Annotated in this window: 16 protein-coding genes and 1 pseudogene; 12 read left to right on the forward strand and 5 right to left on the reverse strand. The window is 70.0% G+C overall.

The window, feature by feature from the left end; all coding sequences use genetic code 11:
* Positions 1 to 561, reverse strand: a 561-nt coding sequence (locus BCD49_RS45625) for an effector-associated domain EAD1-containing protein (RefSeq protein ID WP_241832478.1), incomplete at its 3' end; no start/stop codon positions are given.
* A 364-nt stretch (positions 562 to 925) separates the two neighbouring features.
* Here BCD49_RS45625 and BCD49_RS37765 point away from each other — a divergent pair.
* Complete coding sequence (locus BCD49_RS37765; RefSeq protein WP_198535987.1) at positions 926 to 1,402, forward strand: hypothetical protein; 477 nt, start codon at positions 926 to 928, stop codon at positions 1,400 to 1,402.
* 912 nt (positions 1,403 to 2,314) lie between these two features.
* Here the strand turns inward: BCD49_RS37765 and BCD49_RS37770 are convergent.
* The gene (locus tag BCD49_RS37770) at positions 2,315 to 2,692 is read right to left on the reverse strand and encodes an Mth938-like domain-containing protein (RefSeq protein ID WP_007517605.1); all 378 of its coding nucleotides are present in this window, start codon (positions 2,690 to 2,692) and stop codon (positions 2,315 to 2,317) included.
* A 204-nt stretch (positions 2,693 to 2,896) separates the two neighbouring features.
* A complete protein-coding gene (locus BCD49_RS43325) occupies positions 2,897 to 3,463 on the reverse strand; it encodes a hypothetical protein (protein WP_131803646.1) in 567 nt (188 codons plus the stop codon).
* 849 nt (positions 3,464 to 4,312) lie between these two features.
* Between BCD49_RS43325 and pip the strand changes: the two genes are divergently transcribed.
* On the forward strand, positions 4,313 to 5,308 hold the full coding sequence (gene pip, locus BCD49_RS37780) for a prolyl aminopeptidase (protein WP_007511865.1): 996 nt from the start codon (positions 4,313 to 4,315) through the stop codon (positions 5,306 to 5,308).
* Positions 5,309 to 5,869: 561 nt separating this feature from the next.
* Complete coding sequence (locus tag BCD49_RS37785; protein WP_007511866.1) at positions 5,870 to 6,238, forward strand: TraR/DksA C4-type zinc finger protein; 369 nt, start codon at positions 5,870 to 5,872, stop codon at positions 6,236 to 6,238.
* 269 nt (positions 6,239 to 6,507) lie between these two features.
* On the opposite strand, the gene BCD49_RS37790 is transcribed toward BCD49_RS37785, so the two are convergent.
* Positions 6,508 to 6,960: a YdeI/OmpD-associated family protein gene (locus BCD49_RS37790; RefSeq protein ID WP_007511867.1), complete on the reverse strand. Its 453-nt coding sequence runs from the start codon at positions 6,958 to 6,960 to the stop codon at positions 6,508 to 6,510.
* Positions 6,961 to 7,030: 70 nt separating this feature from the next.
* Complete coding sequence (locus tag BCD49_RS37795) at positions 7,031 to 7,645, reverse strand: TetR/AcrR family transcriptional regulator (protein WP_007511868.1); 615 nt, start codon at positions 7,643 to 7,645, stop codon at positions 7,031 to 7,033.
* Between the two features lie 217 nt (positions 7,646 to 7,862).
* Here BCD49_RS37795 and BCD49_RS37800 point away from each other — a divergent pair, with 217 nt between their 5' ends.
* From BCD49_RS37800 to BCD49_RS45630, 9 genes and pseudogenes are all read left to right on the forward strand, one after another.
* Positions 7,863 to 8,720: a sugar phosphate isomerase/epimerase family protein gene (locus tag BCD49_RS37800; RefSeq protein WP_007511869.1), complete on the forward strand. Its 858-nt coding sequence runs from the start codon at positions 7,863 to 7,865 to the stop codon at positions 8,718 to 8,720.
* A gap of 71 nt (positions 8,721 to 8,791) precedes the next feature.
* The gene (locus BCD49_RS37805) at positions 8,792 to 9,844 is read left to right on the forward strand and encodes a 2,3-butanediol dehydrogenase (RefSeq protein WP_071042474.1); all 1,053 of its coding nucleotides are present in this window, start codon (positions 8,792 to 8,794) and stop codon (positions 9,842 to 9,844) included.
* 98 nt (positions 9,845 to 9,942) lie between these two features.
* Entirely contained in the window at positions 9,943 to 11,208 is a 1,266-nt protein-coding gene (locus tag BCD49_RS37810; protein ID WP_071042475.1) for an amidohydrolase family protein, read from the forward strand.
* Positions 11,209 to 11,261: 53 nt separating this feature from the next.
* Positions 11,262 to 11,618: a VOC family protein gene (locus BCD49_RS37815; protein ID WP_007511872.1), complete on the forward strand. Its 357-nt coding sequence runs from the start codon at positions 11,262 to 11,264 to the stop codon at positions 11,616 to 11,618.
* A gap of 287 nt (positions 11,619 to 11,905) precedes the next feature.
* Positions 11,906 to 12,523 (forward strand): sigma-70 family RNA polymerase sigma factor, encoded by a 618-nt coding sequence (locus BCD49_RS37820; protein ID WP_007511873.1) that lies wholly within the window; start codon positions 11,906 to 11,908, stop codon positions 12,521 to 12,523.
* On the forward strand, positions 12,520 to 13,590 hold the full coding sequence (locus BCD49_RS37825) for a maleylpyruvate isomerase family mycothiol-dependent enzyme (RefSeq protein ID WP_007511874.1): 1,071 nt from the start codon (positions 12,520 to 12,522) through the stop codon (positions 13,588 to 13,590). The genes BCD49_RS37820 and BCD49_RS37825 overlap by 4 nt, the downstream gene beginning before the upstream one ends.
* 201 nt (positions 13,591 to 13,791) lie before the next feature.
* Positions 13,792 to 14,475 carry a TetR/AcrR family transcriptional regulator gene (locus BCD49_RS37830; protein WP_007511875.1) on the forward strand — a complete coding sequence of 228 codons (684 nt, stop codon included), beginning with the start codon at positions 13,792 to 13,794 and terminating at the stop codon, positions 14,473 to 14,475.
* A 107-nt stretch (positions 14,476 to 14,582) separates the two neighbouring features.
* On the forward strand, positions 14,583 to 14,798 hold the full coding sequence (locus tag BCD49_RS37835; RefSeq protein WP_007511876.1) for a hypothetical protein: 216 nt from the start codon (positions 14,583 to 14,585) through the stop codon (positions 14,796 to 14,798).
* Positions 14,799 to 15,024: 226 nt separating this feature from the next.
* Positions 15,025 to 15,130: pseudogene (locus tag BCD49_RS45630) on the forward strand (DNA-binding response regulator); the annotation flags it as partial.

Genomic DNA, 15,130 nt, shown 5'->3' on the forward strand with positions numbered 1-15,130 from the left:
GGTGTCGGGGTGGTCGTGGCCAAGCGTGTGGCGTCGTCGGGTGAGGGTGTCTTCGGCCAGGGCTCGCGCCGCCTGGTAGTCGCCGAACACGATGAGCCCGTAGGCGAGGAGGTGAGCGTCGGCGAGGGCATCAGGGTGGTCGTGGCCGAGGGTGCGGCGTCGTTCGGCTAGGCGCAATCCGAGCTGCAAAGGCTCCGCAGGGTCCTTGAGTACGTCAGGATTTGTCGGGCTGGATATGGTCGAGTCCGGGCGCGACGGCGTCGTGCCTGGGAGCGTCGGCATGGCCGGGCCAGCCGACCGGGCGGCGGCACTCGCAAGGAACACGGGGTTTGCCGGAAACAGTGCCAAAGCCGCCGCGAACAACCGTGCGGGACCGTCTTTCACAAGCCCGTTCGTCAGCAGGACCGACACCGCGCCCCAGAATCCGTAGGCATCGGTCGCTGTCCAGGACGGATGCCGGCGAGTTGGCACGCCTGCGGTCGCCAGCACGTGTCGCGCACTGAACGGATCCGGGAACACGTCCGCGAACGCCCCGATCTCGTGCTCTGACAAGCCGCTCATCGGCAGCCACCCCCCGTCGCCCCGACCTAGGCCGCCAGCTGTGCTACGCCAACGACCCCGACTGAATCATTCCATCAGGAGCGGGATAACGCCGCGCACCAGACGGGCTGAACCGACACAGTCCGCGTCTGGCTGCCCGATCCACGTGGGCCGGACCGGTCCACGGTGGACTCGTCGACCGTCCAGGATTCAGGCAACGGCGCTCCAGGAGTCTGGATGCCGTGTGACCTGAGTCACCAATCTCGCTATGGTTCGCCGTTTTACTGCGGTGATTGGCTGAGGCCATGGCTGGCCAAGCGTCCGAGAGCCCCTTGCCGGCCGCCCTGATGTCACCTGGCGGGCACGTGATGCGAAGATCGGAAGGGTGACCTCCGAGGCTTCACCGAGGGCAGAGCAGTCGTACGCCGACCACGACCCCGCCGCGCACCACCCGCATGAACAAGCAAACAACGACGCGGTGGGGCAAGCGGCGATGGTTCGATCCACGTTGATCCTCATTGGCTACTGGGCCGGCGAACGCGCCGAGGGCTGGCCTTCACCGGAGGATTTCATCGACGTGGGCTGGGACGTCGACGAGCGGGACGTCGTCGGGAACTACCTGCGGCGCGGGTTCGTCGCCCGCGCCTACATGGGCCTCTCGCCATGCCGGATCTGCGGTCGCCACAACGGCTCCCTTGAGCTGAGCGACGGAACCTACATCTGGCCCGAGGGACTGGCACACTACGTCGCCGACCACGGCGTACGTCCTCCTGAGCCGTTCGTCTCCCATGCGTGGGCAATGATCGATGCGTTCGAGGCGGCTAGGCGCGACGAATCCTGGTGGCGCAGCCAATACCACTGACCACATAGAGATCTGCACGGCGTGACCACCGCGGATGGCCGCGGTGATCGACCACGGCGAAGGTCTGCGCCGGGCCGCGGGCTGGCCAGGTGGGCAGGGAGGTGCAGCCCCCAGCGGTGCCGGCACCGTGTCACACTGCCCACCCGCCCCGCCACCCCCGAAGATCGCCAGATCTGTAGCCGAATCCGAACCACGAGCCCTCGCTAATTCGGATTGCCGTACAGACCTGGCGATCAAGCGCATTCATCGCCGTCTGGTGGGTGTGGGCGTCAGCGTGGTCCAGCGGCCGGCCGTCCTGTGACCTGGACCATCATTTGCGATGTGGTTAGCCGTTTCGCTGCGGCGACTAGCCAATGGCAGTACCCGCAAACAGAGGGCCGCCGGGCTGGCCAGGCAGGCAGGCAAGTAAGCAACCCCTAGCGCTGCCGGCGCCGCGTCGGACACCGTCCGCCCGCCAGCCGCCGCTGAAGATCGCCAGATCTGTAGCCGAATCCGAACTACGGAGCCTTCGTCAGTTCGGATTGCCCTACAGATCTGGCGATCAAGCACGCTCAGCACCGTCCGATCGGCGCGGGGGTCGGCGTCGGGGTGGTCCGGCGGCCAGCTTGGTTGTGACCTGGGCCACCATTTGCGATGTGGTTCGCCGTTTCGCTGTGGCGATTGACTGGACCTGCGTGGATCTTGCGGCCGGGCCGCCGTCGGCAGGGGCTTGATCACCATCTGTGCCTTCCAGTGGTCGTGATCCGGTCTCGCGGACAACCACCGGAGGGTGGAAACGGCGATCAGCGACCGACGCGGCGCACCGCGCCGCCCGGAGCGGGTCTGTCGCGGTGAAGGATCCGCCGATCCGCCGATCCGCCATCGGCCAGCGCATGACATGCGCCATCGTTCACCAAACGGCACTGCACGGGATCAGCAGGTGCTGTGGAACAGTCCGCCAACCGGCTCTGCCTCGGCGAGCCGGTTGTAGATTTCGACCGCCTCGGTGGTTTCGGCGACGTGGACCACGACCCCGTGCTGCTCCAGCAGCGTAAGCGTCGCCTGGTCCGTCAAAAGGCGAAGTTCCATGCCGCGCGACAGTACGACCGTTGTCGCACCATGGGCTAGGAGTTCCTCGACGTCGGCCGGCTGGATCCCTGGTTCGTGCCGGGTACCGGTCTCCGACCAGTCCCAGTCTCGCCCGCCGCCCGGGTAGAGCTTGAAATCCTTACCCGGTGCCAGCCCCTTGACCCGCATCTCACCCCACGAGACATGCAGGATTCGAGGTGACTGGCTCACCGACTCGGCCACGGCCGTCCTCTCCTCGGTTGCCCGACATGCCAGCCAAGGATCATCCAGCGAGGCTGTTGACCCCGCAAGAGGTAGGGGTCCGGAGATCTGCCGCCGACCACCTCCGCAAGATCCACGGGAAAGATCCTGGAGCTGCCCCGAACCGTCGCCTTGCCTCGGCCGGCTGAGGCAAGAGACCCATCTGGTGCGGCGACACTGGTCCGGTCACACGATTGCCTGGCAGATGCTGGCCAGCCCCATCGCGTGATCGGCCGCCCATTGGGCGCGCCGAGGAAGCGTGTCAAGGACGTCATCGACGTCGCATGGCGCGGAGTCGAGAAGCGCCTCCTCGACCCGGCCGAGTACCTGGTCGCGCTCCAGCTGGGAGAAGGCAAACGCCGCCTGAATGTCCGGTAGCGCTGCCGTGAGCTGGCTCGGGGTCAGGATGAAGTTGCCGAGGAATCCGGGCAGCAACCGGGCGCGCGCTGGTCCGATCGCGTAGAACAACGCCTCGGGAGCAGGCCGTCGACGGGTGACCTGCACATCGGTGAGCACTTCCGATGTGCATTCGTGGGCGAAGGTCCAAAGCTCTTGCCAGCAATCGTGGGTGACGGCGGAGAAGATCTCGGCGAACGACGCGTCCGGCTGGCCGTGGTCGAGCCAGCGCTGCCAACCCGCCTGCAGGTCCTTCCGGGACGCGTATCCGTCGAACAGACTTGTCCAGATGGGGCCCCACCTGTCCAATACCTGGGCGTCAACGGCGGAGACCGCCCACAACATGCTCACGCTCACGTCGGCACGGTACGTCACGGATCTGTCGCCGGCGTCCGGGGATCTCTCGACGCCGGGCCAGTACCCGCTGCGCCAGGGGTGCGGGCGGCTGGGTAGTCACCCCCCAGGTGCAGCGTGGCGGCGAGGTTGGCGGCGACGAGACAGTCGATCACACTCGGCAATGATGTAGTCCACGTCGCCATTCTGTATACGGTTCGCCGTTTCGCTGCGGTCGATGACCGATGGCAGATGACAGCGCTCCGCCACATCGAACACCGCCGGTCTCCAGATGGCGACGTCCACGGGGCGCCGACCGCTGGGCTCCGCACCCTGCCAACCAGCCAGACCTCCGCGCTCGACAACTTTGATCGCCAGTTCTGTATCCGGATCCGAACTGGCCACGGCCCGGAGTTCGGATCCGGATACACATCTGGCGATCTTCGAAGGCGGGGGGTGGGATGAGGCTGGGAAACAGCGCCGGGGCGGGTTGGGATCGGCGCCGCGGGGTGTCGCTGCCTGCCTGGCGTCCGTGCGGTCGCTACGTGGCCCGGCGCCGGCGAGATCCACATCGCCGACTGGTTTGCGGTTCGTCGTTTCGCTGTGGCGACGGACGGATCTGTGCGGATCTTGTGATCAAGCCGCCGTCGACAGAGACTTGATCACTGTTTGCGCCCTCCGGTGGCCGTGATCCGGGCCCGCATACAGCCATCGGAGGGCAGGAACGGCGATCAGCGACCGCCGCGCCGCGCCGCGCCGCGCCGCGCCGCGCCGCGCCGCGCCGCGCCGCGCCGCGCCGCGACGCGCCGACCGGGGTAGGTCCACCGTGGTGAACATCGCGGTTGCGGTCAGGGCCGGCGAGGGAGGAAACAGGTGAGGGAGTTGTTCCCGCCCATCGAGCCGTACGCGCATGGCTTTCTCGATGTCGGCGAGGGCCACCAGATCTACTGGGAGACCAGTGGCGACCCGGACGGCAAGCCCGCGTTGTGGGTGCACGGCGGCCCTGGCAGCGGCGGACGCCGTGGCAGTCGCCGGATGTTCGACCCCGACGTCTATCAGATCGTCCTGTTCGACCAGCGCGGTTGTGGCCAGAGCCGGCCCCATGCCGCTGATCCGGCCGTCAGCCTGGAGCACAACACCACCGAGTACCTGATCGCCGACATGGAGCGGCTGCGCGAGCACCTTGGCATCGAGCGGTGGCTCCTCTATGGCGGCTCGTGGGGCTCGACGCTGATCATCGCCTATGCCGAGCGTCACCCCGACCGGGTCTCGGAGGTCATCCTTGTCGGCGTCACCATGACCAGGCCCGAGGAGATCGACTGGCTCTACCGCGGTGTGGGCCGTTTCCTGCCCGCCGAGTGGGAAGCCTTCCGCGATGCCTTGCCGACGGCGTACCGGGATGGCGATCTCGTCGCCGCCTACAACCGACTGTGCAACAGCCCGGACCCGGCGGTCCGGATGAACGCGGCGCGGTCCTGGTGTGCATGGGAAGACGCCGTCATCGCCCACGAGACGCTCGGAGCCCCGGGCCAGTACGGCAGCAAACCCGACGATGCGCTCCTGGCGTTCGTCCGCATCTGTACGCACTACTTCGCCCACGACGCCTGGCTCGAGGACGGCCAGCTGCTACGCGACGCCCACCGGCTGGCCGGCATCCCGGCGGTGTTGGTCCACGGCCGGCTCGACCTCGCCAGCCCGCTCAAGACCGCCTGGGACCTCGCCACGGCGTGGCCCGACGCGGAACTGAAGGTCATCGCCGAGTCCGGACATACGGGCAGCCCCGCTACACAAGAAGTGATCATGAAAGCGGCTGAACGGTTCAGCCAAGCCGACGCTGGCCCACGGCGCTCGTCCGGCCAATCGAGGTGAACTCTGTCGGCGGCGGCACCATCGGCGGCTGCCGATGGTGCCGCCCGATGCGATCCAGACCGCCATTCGGGATGTGGTTCGCCGTTTCGCCGCGGCGATTGACCGAATCTGTGCGGTTCCTGTGACGGGGCCGCCGCCGACCGGGGCTTAATCATCGTTTCCGCCCTCCGGTGGCTGTGATCCGGTCCCGCGGACAGCCACCGGAGGGCGGAAACCGCGATCAGCGATCAGCGATCAGCGACCGGCGATCAGCGACCGGTCGGCGCGGCGCACCGCGCCGACCGGAGCAGGTGATCGCGGTGATGACTCTCGGCCAGCCGGCCCCTGGCGTGCGCCGCGATTCACTATTTGTTCGCCGTCTCGCTGCGGGCTGACTGCTACGTCTATCTGCGGGTGAGCCAGGCGCGAGGCTGCCGGCCGGCGATGAGCCAAGCCGGCCCGCAGCGTTCCACTCGGCCAGCAGCACCTCGCGCGGCCGCTGCCAGACACCGGCCTTGTGCCAGTCRCGCGGCCGCAGGTCGAGAAGATGACACCTACCCGGATGTATACGATCATGTGGGCATGCCGGAGCAGATTCCCGATCACCTCGACTTTGTGGGCCGCGGCTGGCATCCGTTACTGAGACACCTGCACGAGCAGTTGCTGGCCGTCAGCCCCACCTACAGCGTCCAGCAGGTCAAGGAGAAGTACGGCACCCTGCGTGTCCAGCTCTACACCGGCATGCTGCGCCACCTGAACATGGGGAACACCGACTGGCCCGACCCCGATCAGTCGGCACGCTACAAGGCGGAGGACGACGCGGCGATCGCCCTCGTCCACGCCGCCGAGCAGGAGTCAGCCAGGATCTGTGAGGCCTGCGGCGATCCAGGCGAACCCCGTCAACGCGCCTGGACCAAGACCCTCTGTGACAACTGCGCAGCCCACCGCTGAGCTCGCCATTTTGCTGCGGCGATTGACCGAACCCGCGCGGACCGGTGACCGGGCCGCTGCCAACAGGGACCTGATCGCCGCTTGTGCCCGCCGGTGGTCACGATCTGGCTCTGCGGGCAACCACCGGCGGGCAGAAGCGGCGATCAGCGACCGTGCGACGTACAGCGCCGATTCGGAGTGAGTCCGCCCCGATCACAGGACCTGAACGGGGCCGCGCGAGCCGCATCCGACGTCCGTCGACACTGGCGACGTCCGGACAGCGGGTCGCCTCAGCGGTTGCGGCGCCCGGCGCTCAGGGCCTCGACGGTCTTGGTGATGCGGGTCTGGCGGGTCTCGGGCTTCTTGGCCTCGGTCACCCACCGGACCCATTCCTTGCGGTGCGAGAAGGCGAGCTGGTCGAAGGTCGCCTGCGCGGCGGGCGCGCCCGCGATCGCGGCCGCGAGGTCGTCGGGAACCTCGACGACCCGTGGGGCGGCGTCGAGTGCCAGTTCCACGTCGACCTCGTCCCCGGCGGACACCCCGGCCGCGCTCCGGTTCTCGGCGGAGAGCGGTATGAGATACCGGCCGCCCATGGGCGCGACCGTGGTCCGGTAGGTGTGCGGCCCGATCGTCACGGTGACCTTGGGCCGCTTGCCGCTGTTCAGCTCGGTGACGACGTCCGCGGGCACCTCGATGCCCGTCGCCGTGTTGCCATGCAGCTCGACGGTCGCGCGGAATCTCACCCGTATGAGTATGGCGGCGCCGCGTTTCTCGACGGTCGGCAGTCCGAAGGGGACGGTCAGAAGGGGGCGGTCAGAAGGCGCCGGGATGGACGGCGCGCATGGCGTCGTCGAGGATCCGGTCCAGGGGAGCCTGGCCGTTGTTCCTCTTCCAGGCGCCGTTCGCCGCCTCCAGGCAGGCGAGCGCGGCGCCCACTACCGCTGTGGCCAGCGTGTCGACGTCCGTGCCGGAGCGGGCAGGGGCGAGGCGGGGCGCGACGAGCGGGATGAGCCGGTCATGCCACCTGCACTGCTTCTCCAGGTGCCGGGCCCGCAGGTCGGGATTGCCGTCGACCAGCTGACGGAACGCGAGGGCGTCTCGCGGGTCGCGGGCGGGGTAGGCCAGCAGGACGTCGAAGGCGCGGCGCAGCGCGGTCCAGGCATCCTCGTCCGCGGGCCGGGCCGCCAGGGCGTCTACGAGTGTTCCGCCGACGCTGTCCAGATCGCCGAGAACGACGTCCTCCTTCGACGCGAAGTAGCGGAAGAAGCTGCGGCGGGAAATACCGGCGGCGGCCGCGATCTCGTCGACCGTCGTCGCGTCGTAGCCCTTGCTGGCGAACAGGTCCATGGCGACGGCGAGCAGCTCGGCGCGCACCGCCCGGCGGGTGCGCTCGCGTAGGGGGAGCGCCGTCGCCACCTGAGCCGTCATGATCGCAGTATACCCGGTGCCATAATCGCGGCCTGATATCAAGAGTGGCACTCGGTGTCGTGCCGGGCGTAGAGTGCCGATGCGCGTGGGGCGGACGCGCTCGGCCGGACGGCGAGACATATCCAGCGGAGCGGCCGGTCTGCCAGCCGGGTCGCCGACAGCCTGGCTCGACTCTCGACGTAGAGGAACGCGACGTACGCGACGTAGAGGACACGGGATGCGTGAGGCGCCGGACGGCACCGACTGGGTGCTGTGGTCGGGAACGCTCGGCCTGAACAGTCCGCTCGAGCGGCGGATCGACGCCGCCGTCGCCGGCGGGTTCCACCGCCTGTCGATTAGCCCGCTCGACGTGGCGCTGGCCGAGGAGGCGGGCACCAAACCCGAGGATCTGGGCCTGCGGCTGCGCGACGCCGGCCTGGGCATCGTCCTTGACGGGTTCATGAACTGGTACGAAGGCGAGCCGATACCGGCCGCCCGGTCCGTCGCCTTCACCGCCGACGAGGTGCTGCGCATGTGCGAGGCGCTCCCGGCCGAGTCGCTGACGGTGTTCTCCCGGCCGGCCTGCGAACTGCCGCCAGCGCAGGTCGCCGCGTCGTTCGGCCGGCTGTGTGACCGTGCGGCCGACGTCGGCACCCGCGTCCAGCTGGAGTTCCTCGCGATGATGGCGATCAGCGACCTGCCGGCCGCCGCGGCCGTCGTGGCGGGTGCYGACCGCGCGAACGGCGGCCTGGTCCTCGACACCTGGCACTTCTTCCGCGGCAACCCCGACTACGCCGCGCTCGAGGCGCTCCCGAGCGGGCGGATCTTCACCGTGCAGGTGTCCGACGGGGGAGCCGAGCCGCGGGGGACCATCGCCCAGGACACCTTCCACCGGCTGCTGCCCGGCGACGGCTGCTTCGACCTTCTCCGGCTGTTCCGGGCACTCGACCGGATCGGCGCGCTCGGCTCGCTGGGGCCGGAGGTCATCTCGCCCGCCACGGAGGCCATGGTCCCGCGCGAGGCCGCCCGACTGGCCAGAGACCGGGTACAGGCCCTGATCGACGAGGTGTCCGGCAACGTCACGGAAGAGGAGTGAGCAATGGGAGACGACCGCGGAGCCGCGGACTTACGACACCGGCCCACGCCCTCCGTCGCGGTGGACGCTTCATGATCGCGGCACGGTTACACGCCAACGAGGACGTGCGGATCGAGGAGATTCCCGAGCCCGAGCCGGCCGCCGGCGAGGTGAAGATCGCCGTGGCTCACAACGGGCTGTGCGGCACGGACCTGCACGAGTACTTCTCCGGGCCGCGGGCCTGCACGACCACGCCGCACCCGCTCACCGGCGGGGTTCTGCCCCAGATCCCGGGTCACGAGTTCGCCGGAACGGTCACCGCCGTCGGCGAGGGCGTCACGGACGTCGCGGCCGGCGACCAGGTGTGCGTGGAACCGCTGTACTCCTGCGGTGACTGCGACCGTTGCCAGGCCGGGCTGCCGCAGCTGTGCCGCCAGGTGATGACACACGGGTTGTGCTCACACGGGGGCGGCCTGGCCCAGTTCACCGTCGTTCCCCGGGCGATGGTGCACGCGATTCCCGACTCGATGTCCCTGGCGGACGCCGCGCTCGTGGAACCGATGTCGGTCGCCTTCAACGGTGTGCTCCGCTCCGGAGCCCAGGCGGGTGGGTCCGCCCTCGTGCTCGGCGCGGGACCGATCGGGGTCGGTGCCGTTCTCGGCCTGCGCGCCGTCGGCGTGGACGACATCCTGGTCGTCGAGCCGGTGGCGGCTCGCCGCGCGGCCGTGGCGGCGCTCGGCGTCGCGCAGGTCCTCGATCCGGGCGCCGTCGACGTCACCGACGAGGTGCGCGGCCGGACGAAGGGGCGCGGCCTCGACGCGGTCGTCGACTGCGCCGGTGCGCCCGGGACGTTCGCGCTCGCGCTGGCCGTGCTGCGCGCGCGGGGGCGCTACGTCGGGGTCGCGTTCTCCGACCGGGAGGTGAGCTTTCCGGCCTGGGTGCTGGCCCGTGGCGAGATCGAGCTCACCGGGTCGCTGGGATACGCCCCGGGGGTGTTTCGGCGGGTGATCGACCTGATCGCGGGCGGTGCGTACCCGACGGCGGGGTGGGTCGAGCACGTCGATCTCGACGATCTTCGTGCCGCGCTGCTGGACCTGCGGGCCGGCCGGCGGATCRAGGTCCTGGTCGACCTGCCCGCGGCCTGACGCCCGCCCGCCTCCGCACCCTCCGCACCCTTCGACCTTTCTCACCCTTCCGGACGCCAGCCACGGTGAATGCCAGCCACAGTGAGAGGAGCGGTCCCATGCGCATGGACGACATGATTCTGGTGAGCATCGACGACCACATGATCGAGCCGCCCGACATGTACGAGAAGCACGTCCCGGCCAAGTGGCGGGACGAGGCTCCGAAGGTCATCCGCAACGAGCAGGGATTGGACCAGTGGGTCTTCCAGGGTGAGGGGACCTCGACGAACTTCGGCATGGCCGCCACCGTGGGCTGGCCAAGCGAGGAATGGGGATTCAACCCGGGGWCCTACTCGGAGCTGCGCCCGGGCTGCTTCGACGTGCACGAGCGGGTGCGGGACATGAACGCGAACGGCGTGCTGGCGTCGATGTGCTTCCCGACCATGGCCGGCTGGAACGCCAGGACCTTCACCGAGTCGCGTGACAAGGACATCGCGCTCGTGATGCTCCAGGCCTACAACGACTGGGTCATCGACGAGTGGTGCGGCACCTACCCCGGCCGGTTCATCCCGCTGGGCATCGTCCCGATGTGGGACGTCGACCTGGCCGTGAAGGAGATCCGCCGCATCGCGCGGAAGGGCTGCCGGTCCATCAGCTTCCTGGAGGCGCCGCACGCCTGGGGCTTCCCGAGCTTCCTGTCGGGTCACTGGGACCCGATGCTGCGGGCGCTGTGCGAAGAGAACATGGTGCTCTCGCTGCACATCGGCGCCGGCTTCAGCCTGATCAAGAAGCCGGACGAGGCCCCCGTCGACCATCTCATCATCCTGACCTGCCAGATCTCGGCGATCATCGCGCAGGACCTGTTGTTCGGCCCCACGCTGCGGCGCTTCCCGGATCTCAAGGTCGCCCTGTCCGAGGGTGGCATCGGCTGGATCCCGTTCTACTTCGACCGGGCCGACCGGCACGTCCAGAACCAGGCGTGGCTGCACAGCGACTTCGGCGGCCGGCTCCCGTCGGAGGTGTTCCGCGAGCACATCCTGGCCTGCTACATCACCGACCCCTCCGGGCTCGCGCTGCGCGACCGGATCGGCATCGACACCATCGCCTGGGAGTGCGACTACCCGCACACCGACACGACCTGGCCCACGTCGCCCGAGTTCGCCTGGAAGGAGTTCCAGGACGCTGGCTGCACCGACCCGGAGATTGACAAGATCACCTGGCGGAACGCATGCCGCTTCTTCGGCTGGGACCCGTTCGCCCACACTCCCAAGGAGCAGGCGACCGTCGGCGCGCTGCGCGGGCAGGCGGGGGACGTCGACGTGACCCGGATGTCCCGGCATGAGTGGCGCAGGCGCAACGAGGCGGCCGGCATCGGCGTCTTCTGAGTCTCCGTCACAGGCGTCTTCTGACTCTTCTGAGATCGCGGGGTCCACTACCCATGCCACGGTTCCACCACGCCAACCTCGGTGTTCCGCCGGGCCTGGACGACGCCGAGGGCGCGTTTCTCGTCGACGTCCTCGGCTACCGGAAGATGGATGTACCGCCCGACCTCGCCGACGTCGCCCGGTGGTACGAGGCGGACGACGGCAGCCAGATCCACCTGAGCATCGATCCCGACCACCGGCCCGCGGCGCGGGCCCACACGGCCATCGAGGTCGACGAGGACGTCGAACGCCGGCTCGACGCCGCCGGCGTCGCCTACCGGTCCGGCGGCCGGGGCGATCTGGCGGTGACGTTCTGCGCCGACCCGGCCGGCAACCTCTGGGAGCTGCGCCGGCACACGCGAACACCATGACCATGACGTGGTCCACGTCATACACGTGGTCCACGTCATACTCCGACCGGTGATCCRCCCGCGACGGGCGCGCGAATGTGCGGTGACCCCGCGCGCACGTCGCGAGGCGGGGACCGTGAGCGGAGGCCGCGCATGAGCAACGGCGAGATCAGCAGGGGTGGCTACGGGGCATCTGCCCGGTGACGGTCTCCTTCTCGACGCCGGTGTTGGGCGGTGTGGATTCCATTCCGACGTGGCCTTCTTTCACCGCGTGGAGCGGGCCGGACAACCTTGGACCATGCGCTACGATGACCTCCCGCCGGCTGGGGGGTGGACATGCTGTGACGGGCGACAACGCGCACCCGGTGGTGGGGCTCACGCAGCGGGACACGGAGCTGCACGGCCGGCTGGTCGCCGGCGACGAGCGCGCGCTGGACGAGATCTACGCATTGTTCGGAATCCTGGTGCACGCGCTCGCGTATCGGGTGACCCGGGACCGGGACGCCGCGAATGACATAGCCCAGGACGTCTTCGGCTATTTCTGGGAACATCCGCTGGCGTATGACCCCCATCGTGCCGGACTGCGAACGTGGCTGGCGATGCTGGCGCACCGGCGGTCCGTCGACTGGGTGCGCGGTGAGGAGCGGCGCCGCCGCCTGGCCGCACCGGAGCTTCACGGCCCGTTCGAACTGCCAGGCGTGGACGAGACCATCGAGGCGGCCGACACGTCCTGCCGGGTTCGCCTAATCGTGCGCGATCTGCCCGACACCCTACGGACCGCGGTTGAACTGGCGTTCTATCGGGAAATGACCTACCGCGAGGTGGCGGCCGAGCTCGGAATACCGGAAGGCACCGCGAAATCGCGAATGCGAAACGCCCTCGCGCGTATCGCCCGAACTCTCGCCGCGGAAGGCATCGGCGAATGACCATGGGTGACGCGCACCTGCCCGAGGGGCGCCTGAGCGCGTTTCTCGCCGAACAGGCGATGGACCTGTGCGGCGCCGACGAGGCCCGGTTGATCGCCGGGCACACCTCCGCCTGCCCGACGTGCGCGGACGCCTTGGCCTCGATCACGGCTGAGGCCGAGTGGCGGGAGGTCGACGACCTGTTGCTCGCCCTGGGCGACGTCGGCGAGCTTCCCGATGCCCCCGTGCCGGCCCGGCTGCGGGCGCCGGCCCGCGCGCGTCGGCGCCCGGCACCGCGGGTGCCCGCGTTCGCCGCTCCCTTCGCCGCCGCGGCCGGCATCCTCGAGTCGGTGCTGGCCGAGGTGGGCGATGACGCGCTGCGCGGGCCCAGCCCCGTGCTGACCTGGCGGGTGGGCGACCTGGTCGCGCACCTCGCCGCCGGCAACGCCCTGCTCGCGACGGCCCTCGGCGTCGCGGTCGAACCCCCGCCTGGCTCGGCCGTGGGCCTGGTCGGCCACACCGAGCGGCTGCTCGCCTGGGTCACCGGCTGGCCGCGCGAGCGCGTCCAGGCGCTGTGGCGCCACGACGTCGAGGCGATCGCGGCGAGGCTGAACGCCGAGCCGGAACTCGCCTCGCGCCACGTCGAGGTCGACGGTGTCCGGCTGCCGGTCGCGGACCAGCTGACCGCCCGAGCTTTCGAGACCTGGGTACACGCCCGCGACATCGCCGCCGCGGTGGGCATGCGGGTACCCGCACCGCCCGTCGACAGCCTCGGCGCGATGGCGGACCTCGCGGCCAGGCTTCTGAGCACCCTGCCTCCGCGCGCGGCCACCGCCCCCGCCGGCACCGTGCGCCTGACGCTCACGGGCCCGGGTGGCGGCTCCTGGCTGGTCCAGGTCGGCGGCGAGGGCGCCGCCGACCTGCCCACGGCTGACCGGCCCGAGGCCGAGCTGACCCTCGACACCGTCGAGTTCTGCCTGTTGGTCGCGGACCGCGTGCATCCGGCCCGCCTGGACGCCGAGATCTTCGGCGACGACGCCCTCGCCGCCGAGCTCCTCGTGATCGCCCCCCAGCTGTCTGGCCCCTGACCGGAGGCCTGTGCAGCGTGCGCCCGGCGGGGGGGCGCCCGGCCCGCGGCCTGTCGGGCGGGCGCGCGGCCGCGATCCCCGTAACGTGGACAGGATGTGGCCACGCGGGAAAGCTCCGGAGATTCGTGCCGCCTGGCCGCGCCGCGCCGCCGGTCCGGCGGCGGCCGCGGCCATGTCGCCGCCGACGACAGTCTTCCGGTCATGAGCGCGCGGCCGGCTCCCGGCGTGGACGACCTGGCCGCTGACCCGGCGCCGATGTCCACACCAGGCATGGCTCCGGCGCGGACGTCGCGGCAGGCGGACCTGTTCGACGCCCTGCTGGGGATCTTCCTGACGGAGGGGTTCGCCCAGTTCACCCTGGCGGACCTGGCCGCCCGGCTGCGCTGTTCGAAGAGCACGCTCTACGCGCTCGCGCACAGCAAGGAGCAGCTCGCGGTGGCGGTCGCCCGGCATTTCTTCCGCGCCGCTGCCGAGCGGATCGAGAACGACGTCGCCGCCGTGGCCGCGGCGAGCCCCGCCGAGACCGTGGGCGCCTACCTGGGCGGCGTCGCCCGCGAGCTCCGGCCCGCCTCGTCGGCGTTTCGCCGTGACCTGGCGGCGAACCCGGCGACCCGCGCCGAGTACGAGCGCAACACCCGCATCGCCGCCCGCCGGATCCGCGAGCTGGTGGCCGCGGGTGTCGAGGCCGGGGTGTTCCGCGGGGTCGACGCGGCCTTCGTCGGCCAGGCGGCGACGACGGTGATGTCGGCGATCCAGCGCGGCGACATCACCGCCGCCACCGGCCTGTCGGACGCGGACGCCTACGCCGAGTTGGCGAGTCTCCTGCGCCACGGCCTCGCCGGCCCGGTTCCCGGCGCCACCGCCACCAAAGTGCCCGGCTCTTAGCCAGGTAGTGGCCCGAATCTAGCCATCTCCCTGTTGTCGTCCGGGCTTGTTCCGTCCACCATGGGCCTGTGCCGACCTGCGAAGAAATTGCTTCTATCGAGGATTCCGTGGACCGGGCAGCCCACGCGAACGAGCTGATCTGGCGCAACCATCCACGGCCCACGCAGCTGCGCCAGCTGCGGGCGGACGCCCTGCGCGCGGCGCTGCGCGAGGGCACGGACGTGACCGAGATCGCCAGCCGGCTCGGTGTCCGGTCCGACGACATCGCCTGGATGACCAGCCACGAGACGTCCACCTGGCCAGCGCGGCCCGTCACCCGCTGACGCCTCCGCGCGTCAGCGACCCGAACAGCCACGCATCCGCCGTCCGACCGCCCGACTGGCCCGGCCGCCCGGCCGAGTGTTGGGCGGTCGGCGGGAGGGTGGGTCCTACCGTCAGCCATCAGCCGCCGGTCGGGACTAAGGTCCCGGCCGCGCGGTCCGTACCGACCGACGCCGACCGACCAAGCGCGTCACCTGCGCGGCGTCGTCCGCGCGTATGGTTTTGATCATGAGCGATGTGCGGGTGTTCCTCCTGGATGATCACGAGATCGTTCGGCGTGGTATCCGGGAGATGCTCGAGGACGCGGGTGATCTGCGGGTGGTGGGTGAGGCGT

This window comes from Pseudofrankia sp. EUN1h (assembly GCF_001854645.1).
GTDB lineage: Bacteria > Actinomycetota > Actinomycetes > Frankiales > Frankiaceae > Pseudofrankia > Pseudofrankia saprophytica.